Source organism: Candidatus Aminicenantes bacterium, assembly GCA_011049425.1.
GTDB lineage: Bacteria > Acidobacteriota > Aminicenantia > UBA2199 > UBA2199 > UBA876.
This window is the reverse complement of the sequence record DSBM01000170.1, coordinates 1-15,564: the sequence shown is the minus strand read 5'-3', so window position 1 is coordinate 15,564 and position 15,564 is coordinate 1. Positions and strand designations below refer to the sequence as shown.

Genomic DNA, 15,564 nt, shown 5'->3' with positions numbered 1-15,564 from the left:
GAAATTCAAACCACGGAATACACGGAAAGAGGAAACGAGGTATCAGGTGACAGGAGGCAGGTGGCAGGTAGGCAGGAAAAAAACAGCGGGGCGTATGGCATACGCACAAATGTAGCGGTTCGCAAACCGCCCGTACGCCTGCCTCCTGTTATCTGTCACCTTTTTTCACTTCTTCCCTCTTCAACTTTTCAACTCTTCAACTCTTCAACTTTGGTTAAATCCTCGTCAATCCCTGGGTCTGCAGCAACTCGTTTGTGGGAACGCCGTTGTTGTCCCAGCCACGCTGCTTGTAGTAGGCGTCCAGCCACTGGTTGAACTTTTCCGGAGTCAACTTGCGATCCTTGAAAATCCCGGCGATATGGGTTTCTTCCAGATAACGCCGCGGCACGCGATCATCCGCGCGTGTGCGGCCGTTTCTCAAGTTGAACATGCGCGCCAGGGCAAAGATGCGCGCCCCCGCGGCCATCAGCTTCTCGGGAGTCATGGGAATGCCTGTTGCCGCCTCATAAAGCGGTGCCAAGCGGTCATTTCCGTAGGGCACAAAATCACAGACAATCAGGGAGTTGCGCAGGTTGACCTCATCCTGGGCGTTGGCCACGTACTCCGGCGTGTTCTTAAAATCCAGTTCACCGTTCATTTCCGCCGTGGCCGACCAGATCCGCGTATGGCTGGCAAAATCCGCCGTAGCCAGACCCAGCGCCATGGATGCGGAGCCCTTGATGTTGACTCCCGACAACTCCATGCCCGCGGTCTGCAGGGCGAAATAATCACTTTCCTTGCCGATCTTTTGCGAAGCGATGCGGGTGCCTTCCGCCAGAAGGTCGCCCAGGCCGCGTCGCGCCGCGATGCGTCGCACACAATCCAATAGAGCCGGGCCGTTGCCGAAGGCGAGTTCCATGCCGTCTGTATCTGAACCGGTAAGGATGCCTTTCTCATAGGCTTCCATAGCAAAAGCGATGGTCGCGCCCAGTGAGATGGTGTCCAGTCCGAGGTCGTCCGCCAGCAGGTTGGCTTCCATCAAGACCTCGGGATCAGAAATACCGCAGTTACTGCCCAGCCAGGCAACGGTTTCGTATTCCGGTCCTTCCAGTTCGCGGTCACTCCATTTCGCCACCTTGGCGCATTGAATGGCGCAATTAAAGCATCCCTTGCTTTTCCAGCCGTAGTGCTCGCGGAAGTACTCAGAAGTCAACGTCGCATAGCCTTCGAATTGACCGTCCCGGCAATTGCGGGTGGGCAGGAACTGTCCCTGTTCGTGACCCGCACGGGTCCACCAGTTGGTACCGTGGGTATAGCGCAATTGGCGGTTGGGGTGGGCCACCACATCCTTGGTTAACTGAGCGGCCAGTTCGCGAAACAGTTTCTCATCATGATAGGTGATTTTCTCTTCGCCGCTGAACGCGACCGCCTTGAGCTGTTTGGATCCCATGACCGCGCCCGCACCGCCACGTCCAAACTGGCGGTGGCGACTGGTGCCGATTACGCTGAATCGCACCCGGTTCTCACCGGCGGGACCAATGCAGGCCACCCGGCTGCCGGGGATTCTTTTCAGAAGCTCGTCTTCCGTATCAAACTTACCTTTTCCCCACAAACGGCGCGCGTCCAGAAAGTCCACCTTCAGCGGAGAAACATGCAGCACCACGGGGGACGCGCTTTTGCCCCTGATTACCAGGGCGTCGATGCCGGCGCGTTTCACCTGAGGGCCGAGATGCCCCCCAACGTGGGAGTCCAGGCAGGAACCGGTCAGGGGGGATTTCGTCACCAGCGCCATTCTTGCCGATGTCTGCACCAGGCTTCCCGTAAATGGACCGGTCACGAAAATCAAGGGGTTTTCAGGCGAGAAGGGGTCCTGGTCGACCAGTCCCATATCCACCATCATCTTTAAGCCCAGCCCCTTGCCTCCCAGCCAATGTGGATACAGCGACATATCAACGGGTTGGTAATGAAAGGTCTGCTCCGTCAGGTCCACATACAGCACGCGCTTCATAATACTCGACACCATGGTTACCTCCTGATTGGTGACTTGCAGGTTTTCATGTAAGATCAACTCGAGCGGTGAATGGTCAACAGGTCGGTTAATATGGAAAAACCCGTTTCCTTGCGGCCGGCACCCGGGCCCACGATCGAAACATCTTTCAGCAGATCCGTCACCACGGTCAACGCGTTGGTGGCTCCGGAGACCCCGGCCAGGGGATGGTCCAGGGGCACCATCTCCGGCTTAACCGATGCCGAAACATCGTTACCGTTGCGCTCCACCGCTCCGATCAATTTCCAGCGTTTGCCGCTTTTGCGGGCCGTTTCGATATCCGTTGGAGTGATGGCGGTAATGCCGGTACACGACACATTTTCAATCGGCAGATCCGCGCCCATCACCACGTTGGCCAGGATCGCGACCTTGGCGCGGGCGTCATATCCCTCCACATCTCCGGTGGGATCCGCTTCCGCGTAGCCCAACTCCTGGGCCTTGGCCAGCGCGTCATCATAAGCCATGCCATCTTCCATGCAGGTGAGAATGTAGTTGGTGGTGCCGTTGAGGATTCCCCGCAGCGATTCCACCCGGCAACCCTGCAACGGGCCGTCCATTAAATTCAGCACCGGTGTACCGCTCATCACGGTTCCCTCAATCAGGAAGCGCACGCGGTTTTTTGCCGCCAGCGCGGAAAGGTTGCGGAAATGCAGCGCGGCGGGCCCCTTGTTGGAGGTAACCACGTGGCGGCCTTTCTCCAGGGCGTAACGGCAGTGGGAAACCGCGGGTTCACCGTCGCTGAGGTTGGTGTAGGTCATCTCCACGACCACGTCCGCATCACATTCATCCAGGAATTGCTTGACGTCCCCCTCCAAACGATGGGTTTTCAAACAACCATTTGCGGCTTCCTTCAGCAGAACACGGGGATCCAGTCCCTGCGCATGACAGACCGTACCGAAGCGGTTGTCGCACACACCCGTGATCTTCCACTGGTAACCGTAGCGCTCGTGCAATTCGGCCGCTTTTTCCTGCAGGATTTCCACCAGACCTTGTCCTACGGTTCCGAAACCGATAAGGGCGATTTTCTGTGTCATTGACTCACTCCTAAAGGGAAATTGCCATTCCCGCCGGCGCCGTTCCGTTGCCTGCGGCGCCCGCGGGAACGATGGGGACGGGCCGGGAGATAACTCCCGGCCCGCCCGGGTCACGCCTCCGGTGATTACCGGAGTTTGAAGTCAAAACCTTTCGAGAAAAAGATGTAACCACCGTAACTGGAGTCGTCACCCTTGTTCAGAGTCTTGGAGAAGTGATCGCCGGGTTTCCAGACCCCGAATGTACCGCCCACGTCGATGCCCTTGATGTTGGTCATCGCCATGACGGCGATTTCATAACCCATATCCTTGTCACCCACGGCCAGCTTGTGTTTGCCGTATTTGTAGAAATCCAGCCGCAGGGAGACGTTCTTGATTTTGTAACCCACGTGCGCATTCAACGAGGTCACGTTGGTCATCAGGTATTCAAAAGGAGCCAGCAGGCTGAATCCAGCAATTGTGGCGCACATGTGCGCGGGCCCCAGACCGACCCAGCCTTTGTAAAAGCCGCCGGTGTAGGGGTTGTGCAAAACCGCTTCGTAGGTGCCGTTTTTGTTGTCGGCGTAGTTGTCGTCACCGGAAGCGATCACGTAACCGGCTCCGACGTTAAGGCCGGAATCGGTCGTGTAATCCGCCTTGAGGATCATGCCGAAACCGTTGTAATCCTGGTCCCAGGCATTGCTGCCGAACATCTGGACGTATTCGAGTTTGAGGGCCAGACCTTTGACGAGGCTGGCGCTCACATCCGCCCCGATCCACATCGGTGTATCTTCACCGAACTTTTTGTAGAACAGGTAGGGACTGACGGTGAACTTGTCCAGCTTCAAGGTGGCGTAAGCACCCCAGACATTCCAGTCGTCGGTCGCCTCGGGGTTGCGGGATCCGGGAGTCGGGTTAAACGCCATTTCATTCCAACCGGCGTTGTCCTGCCCCTTGCGGTAGAACAAGTCCAGCGACCAGTTCTTTTCAGCCGCGAACAGTTGATATCCGGTGGTGCCGTCTTCGCCGCCGTCAAAAGCCACCAGGCCTTCGCCGTAGGCGAAGCGGAACTTGCCGACCCGGAGAGAGAATGGACCGATCAGTTTTTTGATATCCAGGTAGCCTTCCAGCAGCCGGGCACTGGGATCCAGGGGAGCCGTGTAAATGGGTTGCATCCCATAGGGGCCCCAGGCGCCCAGCTTGGCATATACGCTCGCGCCTTCCCAGTCGGCTTTCATCCACATGCTGCCGTGGCCGTAGTTGTAGTTGTAGGAGTCGCCGGAGCCGTCAACAGTCACACCGCCCGCGGTGTAGTCGCTGTTGTTGAAATCGGTATTGCCCCACATAAAGGTGTACCAGTAAAATGTAACACCCCCGGTGATCTCGGGACCCTTGTCGGCGCCATCCGCCCACAGTCCCGGGCCAGCCGTCATCAGGCATACCGCAGCCAGTACAATCATTAGTCGTTTCATCTTGATTCAACCTCCACTTTTTTCATATCCCGTGTTGAGTTGCAGTCGGCCGGACAGATTACTTGTTGGGAACAATGGCGAACACGCGTGCCGGGAAACCAGACCCATGCAGGGCCTTGGGCCAGCTTGCCACCACCAGGCCACCGTACTCGGGAAGCTGATCCAGGTTCGTCAAGAGTTCGATCTGGTACTTGTCCTGGGCCAATACGTAGTATTCGCCTTCGTAGTTGTCTTTGGTGGTTTTGAAGCCGGGATCCGTGTCGGTGGGTTCATGTCCGTTGGCCATGATCTTGCGTGTCTCGTACAAGTACTTCAGCACTTCCATGCTCCATCCGGGATAATGGGCCACGCCGTTTTCATCCTTGTTCTGCATCTTTTCCATGGAGGGCCAGCGCTTGGACCAATCCGTACGCATGGCGCAGAAGGATCCTTCCGGCACGGGGCCGTACTTCTTTTCCCAGGCCTTGACATCGTCCATGGTGATCATGTAGTCGGGATTTTTCGCAACCTTTTCATGGACATCAAACACCACCAGCGGCAAAAGCATCTCCGTCACGGGGATATCGCTCAGGGAACGCAATCCCTTGACGAAATGGTTGGGCGGATCCACATGGGTGCCCCATTGTCCCACATGGGTGTACTGATGCACCAGGAAGCCGTAGCCGTCGGAACCCACACCCGGATCATAATGGTACAGGAGATTGGTGTCATAAGTTCCGGTAAATCCCTTCCAATGTGGAATGTTCTTGTCAAACGCGTGAGTCAGGTCCACCCACTTCATGCCCTGCATGATTTTGTACATGTCCAGCAGGGACATCTCTTTCTTGGCCATGCCCTGGGTGCCCACCAAAAGCAGCACGGACACCAGGAGCGTCATCAGAAGCTGACTTCTGTGTTTCATGAAAAACCTCCTTTTTGGTATTTCCAGGCAGTCGGCCCAGGCGGCAACGGATTCGCACTCGGCCGTACTGTACATCCGTAAGACGACTTTTTTACACTCACTAAAGTTTCACATAATGAAATAGTATTTTATTAATCAAAATCCACACTCATAGTAGTGTCGCAAAAATAGAATGTCAAGCAAATTCCACTAAAGGCGGTTTTTTTGCCAGGCCGACCATTTCGCCCCGGCGCATAGCCGTCATTTATTCATTTCCTTGACAAACGAATCAACGGCCTGCCGCAGGTGTTCACCGATGTGGCGGACACGGTCGCCAGTCATGCGTGACCGTGGGCCCGTCACACTCACGGCACTCATGACCCCCAGGCTTTCAAAAAAGAGCGGCACGCCCACGCACTTCAAATCCTCCTCGTACTCGGAATCATCGATGCTGAAACCCCGCTTGCGGGTTTCATCCAGATCCCGCATCAGTTGTTCCCGCGAAAGAATGGTTCGCGGAGTCAATTTTTCAAAATGAATCTCAGTCAGCAACGTGTCGCGATGTTCCTCGGACATGACGGAAAGAATGGCTTTGCCCAGGCCCGTACAGTACAAGGGGACCTTGGTTCCGGTAAACACCTGGTTGACCAGACTGCGCCCCTTTTCGACGCGTTCCAGGATCATCACCTCTGCATCCGACAATATCCCCACACTGATGGTTTCATTAAACAGAAAACCCAACTCCAACAGGCGGGGGTAAATGCGCTCCAGAATCAAGCGGATCACCGGTACACGGTTGCCCATCTCAAACACCCGCAAACCCAGGGTGTAGCGGTTGTGCTCTTTTTTAACTATGCGATAGCGTTCCAACGTGGACAGGTATCGGTAAGCCGTACTCTTGTTAATTCCCATACGCTCACTCAGTTCCGTCAGATTGATTCCCGCTTCCTGCTCGGATAACAGGACCAATATGCGACACGCATTTTCAATTGAATGGTTGAGACTTGACATCGGACCCTCCCTATGCACTGGAAATATCCACTATTTCATTTCGGGTATACCGATCACCCCGAGCCTCAAAAGAAACTGGATACCAGCATCACCAGAATCAGCGGCGTGGCGATCCAACGCAAAGTGAACGCCCACACATTTTTCAGGCGAAACCGATAACCTTCCTGTTCGATCTCCGCGATCGCCGCTTTCGGTTTCCACACAAAGCCCACGAAAACAGCGATAAACAACGCGCCAAAGGTGTAGCCGTAAGCGCCGAAAATTTTATCCATGGTATCCAGAAAAGACATGCCTAACACCGGGAGTTTTGAAAAGAACTTGCTGCCTCCCTGTGACAGCACCGAGGGAACTCCCAACAGGGCCACGAGTCCACCCAACAACCAGGTGGCTTTGCGCCGGCTCCACTTGCGGAAATCCACCAGGTAACTGACGCCCACCTCCAGCAACGAGATGGTCGATGTCAGGGCGGCGATTACCACCAACAGGAAAAACAAGGCGCCGAACAACGCGCCCAGGGGGATCTTGGAAAAGACCACCGGCAGCACCACAAACACCAGTTCCGGGCCCTGGGCCGGGTTCATGCCGGGAACCGTAAACAGGGTGGGGAAAATAATCAGGCCGGCGATCACCGCCACCAGAGTATCCAGCCCGATGATCCATATGCCGCAGTTTACCAGGCGGTTGGAACGGCGCAGGTAACTGCCGTATGTCAGCATAATGCCCACGCCCACGGAAGTAGAGAAAAACGCCTGGCTGATGGCGCTCATCACCGCGGTCGCGTTGAGTTTGGAAAAATCGGGGTTAAGGTAAAACGCCAGACCTTTCGAAGAGCCTTCCAGGGTAACCGCACGCAGAACCATCAGCACCAGCAGCAAAAAGAGCACGGGCATAAGCATCTTGGCCAGCTTCTCGATACCACCCTGAACCCCGCGCGAAACCACCAGCACGGTAACCAGGATAAAAGCGAAAAACAGCAAGAGCATCAAACCCGGATTGGAGGCGAAATCGCTGAACATCTTTGCCACCAGTTGCTGATCCAGCGGGCGCGAAAAATCACCTCCCACGGCCTTGGCGGCGTAACCAAGGGTCCAACCGGCGATTACGCCGTAATAGGAAAGGACCACGGTACAGATCACCACTCCCATGGCGCCGAACCAATGCCAGCGGGTATTCGGTTTTAAGGCCCGCAGGGCGCAGACCGGGTTCTTGCCGGTGGCGCGACCGATCGCCGCCTCCGCCAGTAAAACACTTAATCCCAGAACAAAGGCGGCCAGAATGTAGATCAGCACAAAGGCGGCGCCGCCGTTGATTCCCGCCTGATAGGGAAAACGCCAGATGTTTCCCAATCCCACGGCGGATCCCGCTGCGACCAGGATGAACGCAGTTTTTGAACCCCAAGAACCTCGATTCGTTTCCATGATCAGCCTCCGTTTCTGTGTCGATTTACCGACGGTACATCTTTAATTCGTGTCGCCGACGGATTCATTTATCTTCCCCTTCTGAGGGGTTGGCCCCGCCCCACCCGTACCGTATAATGGCATTATGATAAAAAAAACAGAATTTCCGCCATTGCCGGCCGCCGTGATGGACGCCTTTAAACAACGCCTCACCCGCCCTGGACACTTTCACAACCACCTGGGCATGAGACTGGTGAATGTCCGTAAAGGCTGGGCCAGAATGGAGATGGCGGTCACCGCGGAATTGATCAATATTTTCGGCCAGGTTCACGGCGGTGCCCTGTTCGCGCTGGTGGATACGGCCATGGGTGCCGCACTGGCGGGACTCCTGGAAACCGGCGAAGGCATGACCACGGTGGAAGCCAAGATCAACTACATCCGTCCCGTAACAGAGAAAATCGTAGTCGCGGAAGCGGCGGTGTTGCACCGCGGTCGCCGTACCGCCGTGCTGGAGGCCCGGGTGATGGACGGCTCCGGCCTGGCGGCGGCCCAGGCGCTCGGCACCTACCTGGTGTTGGAATCCGCTGACGGAAATGTCTCTACGCCCGCATGATTGGTGTCGGGCTGAGTGGTTGACGACTCCTCGCCTGCAGGGTATCATGGTTGCCCCGACCCTCCATGAAAAGGGGAATGGGCCCGGCCGGCCGCAGCCGTCCGGGAGCGAAAACCCGAGGGAACAGAGGCGTCGACCAAATCCGTCGGCCGAAAAAGGCGCAAGCCGATTCCGGCGGGGAGGGCGACCGCTCCGGGCCCATTCCTTATGGGTACCTTGGGGAACACGTCTAATCCTGAATCTCTTTCAGTTCGCGCCAGATTTCCATCTGCTGCGCGTAGTTTTTGGGAAAATTGGGCTGGTACATCAGGTAGGCGGGCACGGGATAACGGGTGCCGCCCTTGTGGTTGGCCGCCAGCCCGGCAACCACGCCTTCCGCCCTTGCCATGGGCAGGTAGAAACTCATTTCACTGTCCTGAACGCCGGCAAACACACGGTCACCGTTGCCGGGAACGTTAAAGGTGCACTTTCCGGACTGCAAAACGGAAATGACGCTGGAACAGCCGAAACGGCACTGGGTCCAGCTGTTGATGCCGCCGCCGCTTTCATAAACCGCTCCGTGAATCAGGCGCATCACCTGGGCGGGCTGGGCGTAAAACACCAGCATATGCGGCTCGAATTCGGCCCGCCCCATGGGCGCCACCAGGATGGCTTCGCATTCATTATAACCAAAGCGGGGGAATTCCTTTTCCAGGGCCTTGCCGGCTTCCAGGTCAGGCGCATAGGCCGGTACCGCCATATTCCCGGAGTCAAAATAGTCGGTGTTTTTGTAAAAGCCGAACAGGGCGGCGCCGGGTGGACAGGCCATGTCTTCGACCCCCATGCAAACGGTCCAGCCGTATTTTCGTGCCATGGTGAATCCCTGGCAGATGGTCACCCTGGTCTTCAGATGTTGATAAGGGCGGCGGCACTTCTCTGGTGCGTTCTCCCCCGGCTGCAACATGCGCAAAGCCAGGGGCGGCGATTGCAGGCGCAGGTATTTCTCAAATTCTTTTTCCAATGTTTGCAGATCCGACATTTTGTCCTCCGGATATCACCTTACTTCATACTGTTCAAGGCAATGACCAGGCGCTGAATCTCGCTGGTGCCTTCGTAAATACGGGTGATGCGCGCATCCCGGTAATAGCGTTCCACCGGAAAATCTTCGGTATAGCCGTAACCGCCGTGAATCTGGATGGCCGTATCGGCACAGAAAGACGCCGTTTCTGAAGCCTTCAATTTGGCCATGGCGGCTTCGCGGGAAAAACGCAGTCCCTGATCCTTCATCAACGCGGCACGATAGGTCAGCAACCAGGAAGCGTCATACTCGGTGTTCATGTCCGCGATCATCCACTGGATGGCTTGAAGCGCCGCGATGGGTTTGCCGAACTGCTCGCGGTTCTTGGCGTACTCCGTGGCCGCCTCGATAGAGGCTTTGGCTACGGCCAGGGCCTGGGTGGCAATGCCGATGCGTCCGCTGTCCAACGCGATCATGGCATACTTGAAACCCTGGTTTTCTTCGCCAAGCAGATTCGCGGCCGGGACCTCGCAATCCTCGAAGATCAGCTCCGAAGTCGTGGCCGTGCGAATGCCCAGTTTGTGTTCCTTTTTGCCGACTCGCCAGCCGGGCATGCTCTTATCGATGATAAACGCACTGATGCCCTTGGTTTTGAGTTCCGATGCCGTCAGTGCGAAAAGAACGATGACATTATCGCAATCCGGATCAAGGGTGCAGAACTGTTTGCTGCCGTTGATCAGGTAGGTGTCACCGCGACGTTCAGCCCGGGTTTTCAAACCGGCGGCGTCGGAGCCCGCTCCGGCTTCGGTTAATGAAAAGCTGCCCACTTTTTTGCCACTGCACAGGTCGGGAAGGTATTTCTGTTTCTGCTCGTCGGAGCCGAACTTGTGGATTGAACCCGCGGCCAGGGAGATGTGAGTGGACATGATCAGCACCAGCGACGCCAGTCCCTTGCCAATCTCTTCCATAGCCAGCATGTACCCCACCGAGTCCATGCCGCCGCCGCCATATTCCTCGGGCAGGGTGATTCCCATCAAGCCGAGTTCACCGGCCTTTTTGAGTATTTCGTGGGGGAATCGGCCTTCTTTCTCCATCTCCGCCGCTACGGGCGTAATCTCATTGGCCGTGAACTTGGCGGCCATGTCGCGCAGCATCTTTTGCTCATCCGTCAAGAGGTAATCCATTCGGCAACTCCTGTCTCCGCATCATCGGAGGTAAATTTCAATTAACAAAATCCAATTTCACTATACGAAATCGACACCAATATGTTATGGTGCCTTTTTGGGATTGTCAAGAAAAAAATAAAGTTAAAATCGGTTTATTCGAGCCACGCCACCGCCTCGTCTTTGCGCGTAGGTGTGGGAGGATCTTGATCGGGCCATCCCACGGTGAGTACGGCCACCAGACGGCGCTGCGGCACCCCCAGGAAAGCCTCCACTTCATTGGCCACCCACAACGGACCGGTCATCCAGCAGGTCCCGAGGCCCGCCTCGTGTGCCAGGAGCGAAAAATTCTGGATGGCCGCGGCCACGCTTTGAACAGCACCTTCCTGGTATTGCGGTATTTCCAGACGCTCAACGGTTACCGCCACCAGGTGAGGCGCATTGCCGAAATGGGTGAAGTATCGACGGATCATGCCCACCATGCTTTTTTTAAACAACGCCGCCAACCGCGGCTGCAGGCGGTCGAACGCGCTGGACATGATGCGGCAGAGGCGGTCGCGGCTGTTTCCGGACACCACGTGAAACATCCACGGCTGGGTGTTCATGGCCGACGGCGCCCATACGGCCTCACGGATCAGGTCCTCCAGGACCGCCCGGTCAACCGGGCGGTCCTGGAAACTGCGGACACTGCGGCGTTGCCGGATCACCTGCCTGAGATCCATTGGCTAATTCAGGGCTTTTTCCAACTCATTTTTCAGCAGGGGCACGATCTCAAACAGATCTCCCACAATGCCGTAATCCGCTTTTTTAAAGATCGGGGCTTCCGGATCCTTATTGATGGCCACGATTACTTTGGATGTCTTCATGCCCACAAAGTGTTGAATGGCTCCGGAAATGCCGCACGCGACATACAGTTTGGGGTTCACGACCTTGCCTGTCTGGCCGACCTGCATGTTGTACTCGGCGAATTCCGCATCCACGGCGGCCCGGGAAGCCCCCAGGCCGGCATTCAACACATCGGCCAGTTCCTGCAACAAGGCGAAATTATCTTTGTTTTTCATTGCCCGGCCGCCGGATACGATCACGGCCGCCTCAGTCAGGTCGATCCTGCCGGCCGCGCCGGCCGCCACTTCCACCACCCGGCAACGGGGGGTCACATCCGCCGCGGAAACGGCGACCACCTCTGGCGTGTCATTGCCGGCGGGCAATTCAGCGGGAAAGACGTTGGGACGCAGGGTAAACAGATTCACCCCGGCGTTCACCCTGATGCGGGCCAGCAACTTGCCGGAGTACACGGGCTTGACCGCGCACCTCTCCTCCAGGTTGACGGCCACGCAATCTGAGACCATGGCGGCCTTGACACGCGCCGCCACGCGGGGGAAAAGATCACGGCTGCGTGCGGAATGAGCCGCGATAACGGTTGCGATTCCCTTATCCTTTATTATTGACTCCAGGGTTGCCGCATGGATATCGGGCTGGTAGAGATCACCCGCACCGGTTACGTGAAAAAGCGTGGATACTCCGGAAAGGGCCGCGGCCAGGTCGGCGCCATCATTGGCGAACGTGACCGCGGCCACTTTATCGGGACCGGACAAGGCCAGGGCAAGAGCCTCGCGGCTGGCTTTTTTGATTTTTCCATTTTGGCTTTCAACAAACACGAGGGTAATGGACATGGTCGCCTCCTACAGAACCTTGGCTTCGTCACGCAACAGACGAACCAGTTCACGCACGGCATCCGCGGGTTCACCTTCAATCACCCGGCCGGGAGCCTTCTCTTCGGGAACCGATAAAGATTCCAAGCGCAACACCGGCTCCAGAGATTCCAGGTTCAATTCAGCCGGAGTGAATTTCTTGACTTCCACTTTCTTGGCTTTCATGATCCCCATTAAAGAGGGATATCTGGGAGTATTGAGCCCCTTGGTGGCGCCGACAACACATGGCAGCGCCATCTCGATGCGTTCCCGGGCGCCGCCCTCGATCTCCCGCTCGACCCTGGCCGTACCATCCGCCACTTCCATGGCGAGCACGCCGCCGGCCGAGGGCATATCCATGGCTTGCGCCAGGAACAGCGGCAAAACACCCGCATCCACGTCAATGGCCTGTTTGCCGGTCAGGATGATATCGGGATCACCGCAACTCCTTATGGCGGCGGCCAGGCAGGCGGCGATTGCATGATGATCGAGTTCACTGTCGCTTTCCACGTGGACCGCCGCGGTGGCCCCCATGGCCAGGGCCGTGCGCAACACCCCGTCGGCGCGGGCGGGACCCACCGTGATGGCGGTAACGCTTGAGCCGGTTGTATTTTCTTTTAATTGAATGGCCGCTTCCAGGGCATATTCATCATAGGGGCTGACCACCCACTTAAGCCCCGATTCCCTTACTTTGCGGCCGCCCTCAACGCTCAGGCTGGCTTCCGTATCGGGAACCTGTTTGATACACACAAAAATGTTCATTACTTTCCTCCTTGACCGCCGGCGGCGGCAGCGTTCACTGTCAGCTGTTCAAATGCGGATGAGCCGTCCGCGGAGGCAGCGCGGAAGCATCGGCACATTGCTCAATTGTACCCGGGACATGACGGGGATTCAATCCCGACAAAACACAAATTCTTGACGTCACCTCCCACTCAGGCAAAGTAACGCATCATTCCGGGTTAAGCGGATTCCTGCGCGAATTTCGTCAAGGCGCGTCCGAGTCGCGAAACACCTTCGTGAATTCGGTCCGGTGCGGCGAAAGAGAAATTCAAGCGGAAACAGTTCTTCAGGCCTCCGGAGGGATGGAACGCCGATCCGAGCACAAAGGCCACGTTTTCGCGCACCGCGGCGTGAAAAAGTTTCTCAGCATCCATCTTTTCCGGCAGGGTGACCCAGATAAACAGCCCGCCTTCCGGACGGGTCCACTTCAGGCCCTCTAACTTCGGCAAGTACTTGTCCATGGCATCCAGCATGATGTCACGCTTGTGGCGGTAATCCGCGTTAAACATCGGCAGGTATCGTTCCATGCATCCGCCCGCAAGATAATCGGCCACCACGTGCTGCGATAGGGCGGACGAACACAAATCAACACTTTGCTTCAGTGTGGTCAGCTTGTCAATGAGCTGCCGGGGTCCCACCGCCCAGGCCACGCGCAAGCCCGGCACCAGTGTCTTGGAGAACGTATACAGGGATATGACGGACTGTTTTTTGTCCAGGGCGTACAGGGAAGGTACCGGTTCTCCCTCAAAGCGCAAATCGCGGTAAGGGGCGTCATCCACGACCAGCAGGCCGTGGCGGGCCGCCACTTCCAACACACCACGGCGACGTTCTTCGGTCATGGTAATGCCGGACGGATTCTGAAAATCGGGAATCAGGTAGACCATTTTCAAGCGGTCTGCCTGGCCGCGCTGCTTCCATTCAGCGATCGATTTTTCCAGCGCCGCGGCGTCCATGCCATTATCGTCCGTCTCCACCGGCACCATGTGCGTGCCGTAATTGTCGAACGCCTGGATGGCGCCCACATAGGTGGGGGTTTCCACAAACACCACATCGCCGCGGTCCACAAAAGCCTTTGGCAGCATATCCAAGCCCTGCTGGGAACCGGTCAGCACCAGGATGTTTTCCGCTTCCGCGGTCACGCCGTCTTTTGCCATCAGGCGGATCAGTTCCTCTTTCAATCCGACTTCACCTTCCGCCTTGGAGTAGTGCAATACTTTGCGGCCCCTTTCCTTTAGCACCTTAACCATCAGATCACTGATGGTATCCACGGGGAAAAGGTCGGGAGAGGGCCAGCCGCCGGCAAAAGAGATGACCTCCGGTTTGTCCGCCAACTTCAACAACTCACGAATGGCCGATTTGCGCGTCGCGCGTGCTGTAGTAGAATAGAGTTTCTCTAGATCCAACATGCATTCCTCCTTCCGGGCGCCTTGGGGTCCCGGGAAATCGCAGCCATGTTTCATATTTTGAAATGCTCTTTCATATACTGAAACGCCAATTCATGGTAACCCTCTTTTTCCAGCTTGTCAAGTACGCGCTTTCTTGACCAGGCAAACGCATCACGATATACTGATGCACCAGGAGTGTGGCATGGACCTGACCGTAGGGCTGGTGCTGTTCGTGGGATTTCTGATCGTGCAGATGGTGGGGCGGCGGCGAAAGATTCGCCCCTTTGGTCACTACCGCCCTTTTCTGTCCATGGCCGCGGCCGCATTCATGGTGGGGTTCGCCGGTTTCATGCTTTTTACTTTCCGCGTACCCTCAATCGCGCAAAAGATCGCCGTTGCGTTGGTCGCCCTTACCCTGGCCGCCGTAAACATTCTGGTCTCTGAAGGCCGGGAGAAAGCGCCTAAGTAAAGTTGAAGAGTTGAAAAGTTGAAAGAAGGGGACAGGAGGCCAGGCGTAGGGGCGAAAAATTTTTCGCCCTCAAAAAATCATTTTCCAATCTACCGTACGGGCGGTTCGCGAACCGCCCCTACCCCTGCCACCTGTCTTTTGTCTTTTCACTTATTGCTCTCGACTTTAGACTTTCAATGCACGTAGCTGCCGGCATTGATATCAAACGTGCCTCCGGTCGCGTGATCTCCCGCACCGGAAGCCAGGAACACGAGCAGCGGCGCCAGGTCCGCCGGTTCGGTCAACCGCGGTAACGCGATATCTTCCAGGGCGAAATCCTCGCCGTAACGGTCAAAAAAGGCCTGGGCCATATCCGTGCGCACAAACCCCGGTGCCACCACGAAAGCCTTGATGTTGTCTTTGCCGTAGCCACGGGCCAGGGAACGCGTCAACGAAACCAATCCCCCCTTGGAGGCGGCATAAGCCAGGTAATCCACCGTATCTCCGCGAAAAGCCGCCCGGGAAGCGACATTGATGATGCGCCCCCCACCCGTGGCCTGAAAATGGCGCACACTGTGGCGGCACAACTCCGCGGCCGCGGTCAGATTGACCTGTAGGGTTCGGTTCCAATTGTCAAGCCACGCGGCATCCTCCATTGCCGCCGGAGATTCCAACGCCACCCCCGCATTGT

General features: G+C 56.7%; 15 protein-coding genes. 2 read left to right on the top strand and 13 right to left on the bottom strand.

Translation table 11 applies throughout. The annotated features are described in order from the left end of the window. Positions 1-214: 214 nt before the first annotated feature. The 6 genes from ENN40_12000 to ENN40_11975 all read right to left on the bottom strand — a co-directional run bounded on the left by ENN40_12000 (position 215) and on the right by ENN40_11975 (position 7,817). Positions 215-2,002, bottom strand: a complete 1,788-nt coding sequence (locus ENN40_12000) for a hypothetical protein (protein ID HDP96060.1) — start codon at positions 2,000-2,002, stop codon at positions 215-217. 41 nt (positions 2,003-2,043) lie between these two features. Then, positions 2,044-3,060, bottom strand: a complete 1,017-nt coding sequence (locus ENN40_11995; GenBank protein HDP96059.1) for a homoserine dehydrogenase — start codon at positions 3,058-3,060, stop codon at positions 2,044-2,046. 125 nt (positions 3,061-3,185) lie between these two features. Beyond that, positions 3,186-4,508, bottom strand: a complete 1,323-nt coding sequence (locus ENN40_11990) for a hypothetical protein (GenBank protein HDP96058.1) — start codon at positions 4,506-4,508, stop codon at positions 3,186-3,188. A gap of 58 nt (positions 4,509-4,566) precedes the next feature. After that, on the bottom strand, positions 4,567-5,409 hold the full coding sequence (locus ENN40_11985; protein ID HDP96057.1) for a cyclase family protein: 843 nt from the start codon (positions 5,407-5,409) through the stop codon (positions 4,567-4,569). A 240-nt stretch (positions 5,410-5,649) separates the two neighbouring features. Continuing rightward, positions 5,650-6,399 (bottom strand): IclR family transcriptional regulator, encoded by a 750-nt coding sequence (locus tag ENN40_11980; GenBank protein HDP96056.1) that lies wholly within the window; start codon positions 6,397-6,399, stop codon positions 5,650-5,652. A gap of 65 nt (positions 6,400-6,464) precedes the next feature. Beyond that, complete coding sequence (locus tag ENN40_11975; protein HDP96055.1) at positions 6,465-7,817, bottom strand: sodium-dependent transporter; 1,353 nt, start codon at positions 7,815-7,817, stop codon at positions 6,465-6,467. Positions 7,818-7,983: 166 nt separating this feature from the next. Between ENN40_11975 and ENN40_11970 the strand changes: the two genes are divergently transcribed. After that, positions 7,984-8,409, top strand: a complete 426-nt coding sequence (locus ENN40_11970) for a PaaI family thioesterase (protein HDP96054.1) — start codon at positions 7,984-7,986, stop codon at positions 8,407-8,409. Positions 8,410-8,638: 229 nt separating this feature from the next. Here ENN40_11970 and ENN40_11965 read toward each other — a convergent pair whose 3' ends face one another. The 6 genes from ENN40_11965 to ENN40_11940 all read right to left on the bottom strand — a co-directional run bounded on the left by ENN40_11965 (position 8,639) and on the right by ENN40_11940 (position 14,500). Then, the gene (locus ENN40_11965) at positions 8,639-9,427 is read right to left on the bottom strand and encodes a hypothetical protein (protein ID HDP96053.1); all 789 of its coding nucleotides are present in this window, start codon (positions 9,425-9,427) and stop codon (positions 8,639-8,641) included. 20 nt (positions 9,428-9,447) lie between these two features. Next, positions 9,448-10,590 (bottom strand): acyl-CoA dehydrogenase, encoded by a 1,143-nt coding sequence (locus ENN40_11960; protein ID HDP96052.1) that lies wholly within the window; start codon positions 10,588-10,590, stop codon positions 9,448-9,450. A gap of 134 nt (positions 10,591-10,724) precedes the next feature. Next, entirely contained in the window at positions 10,725-11,291 is a 567-nt protein-coding gene (locus ENN40_11955; GenBank protein HDP96051.1) for a nitroreductase family protein, read from the bottom strand. Positions 11,292-11,294: 3 nt separating this feature from the next. Beyond that, the gene (locus ENN40_11950; GenBank protein HDP96050.1) at positions 11,295-12,242 is read right to left on the bottom strand and encodes an electron transfer flavoprotein subunit alpha/FixB family protein; all 948 of its coding nucleotides are present in this window, start codon (positions 12,240-12,242) and stop codon (positions 11,295-11,297) included. Between the two features lie 9 nt (positions 12,243-12,251). Then, the gene (locus tag ENN40_11945) at positions 12,252-13,022 is read right to left on the bottom strand and encodes an electron transfer flavoprotein beta subunit/FixA family protein (GenBank protein ID HDP96049.1); all 771 of its coding nucleotides are present in this window, start codon (positions 13,020-13,022) and stop codon (positions 12,252-12,254) included. A 197-nt stretch (positions 13,023-13,219) separates the two neighbouring features. Beyond that, a complete protein-coding gene (locus tag ENN40_11940; GenBank protein HDP96048.1) occupies positions 13,220-14,500 on the bottom strand; it encodes a PLP-dependent aminotransferase family protein in 1,281 nt (426 codons plus the stop codon). Positions 14,501-14,627: 127 nt separating this feature from the next. Between ENN40_11940 and ENN40_11935 the strand changes: the two genes are divergently transcribed. After that, on the top strand, positions 14,628-14,894 hold the full coding sequence (locus tag ENN40_11935; protein ID HDP96047.1) for a hypothetical protein: 267 nt from the start codon (positions 14,628-14,630) through the stop codon (positions 14,892-14,894). Positions 14,895-15,067: 173 nt separating this feature from the next. On the opposite strand, the gene ENN40_11930 is transcribed toward ENN40_11935, so the two are convergent. Continuing rightward, a partial coding sequence (locus ENN40_11930; protein ID HDP96046.1) for an SDR family oxidoreductase occupies positions 15,068-15,564 on the bottom strand: 497 nt, incomplete at its 5' end.

Coding starts and splice junctions, on each gene's coding strand:
- ENN40_11970 (HDP96054.1), top strand. CDS start 7,984: ATGGACGCCTTTAAACAACGCCTCACCCGCCCTGGACACTTTCACAAC.
- ENN40_11955 (HDP96051.1), bottom strand. CDS start 11,291: ATGGATCTCAGGCAGGTGATCCGGCAACGCCGCAGTGTCCGCAGTTTC.
- ENN40_11975 (HDP96055.1), bottom strand. CDS start 7,817: ATGGAAACGAATCGAGGTTCTTGGGGTTCAAAAACTGCGTTCATCCTG.
- ENN40_11950 (HDP96050.1), bottom strand. CDS start 12,242: ATGTCCATTACCCTCGTGTTTGTTGAAAGCCAAAATGGAAAAATCAAA.
- ENN40_11965 (HDP96053.1), bottom strand. CDS start 9,427: ATGTCGGATCTGCAAACATTGGAAAAAGAATTTGAGAAATACCTGCGC.
- ENN40_11945 (HDP96049.1), bottom strand. CDS start 13,022: ATGAACATTTTTGTGTGTATCAAACAGGTTCCCGATACGGAAGCCAGC.
- ENN40_12000 (HDP96060.1), bottom strand. CDS start 2,002: ATGGTGTCGAGTATTATGAAGCGCGTGCTGTATGTGGACCTGACGGAG.
- ENN40_11985 (HDP96057.1), bottom strand. CDS start 5,409: ATGAAACACAGAAGTCAGCTTCTGATGACGCTCCTGGTGTCCGTGCTG.
- ENN40_11990 (HDP96058.1), bottom strand. CDS start 4,508: ATGAAACGACTAATGATTGTACTGGCTGCGGTATGCCTGATGACGGCT.
- ENN40_11980 (HDP96056.1), bottom strand. CDS start 6,399: ATGTCAAGTCTCAACCATTCAATTGAAAATGCGTGTCGCATATTGGTC.
- ENN40_11940 (HDP96048.1), bottom strand. CDS start 14,500: ATGAAACATGGCTGCGATTTCCCGGGACCCCAAGGCGCCCGGAAGGAG.
- ENN40_11960 (HDP96052.1), bottom strand. CDS start 10,590: ATGGATTACCTCTTGACGGATGAGCAAAAGATGCTGCGCGACATGGCC.
- ENN40_11935 (HDP96047.1), top strand. CDS start 14,628: ATGGACCTGACCGTAGGGCTGGTGCTGTTCGTGGGATTTCTGATCGTG.
- ENN40_11995 (HDP96059.1), bottom strand. CDS start 3,060: ATGACACAGAAAATCGCCCTTATCGGTTTCGGAACCGTAGGACAAGGT.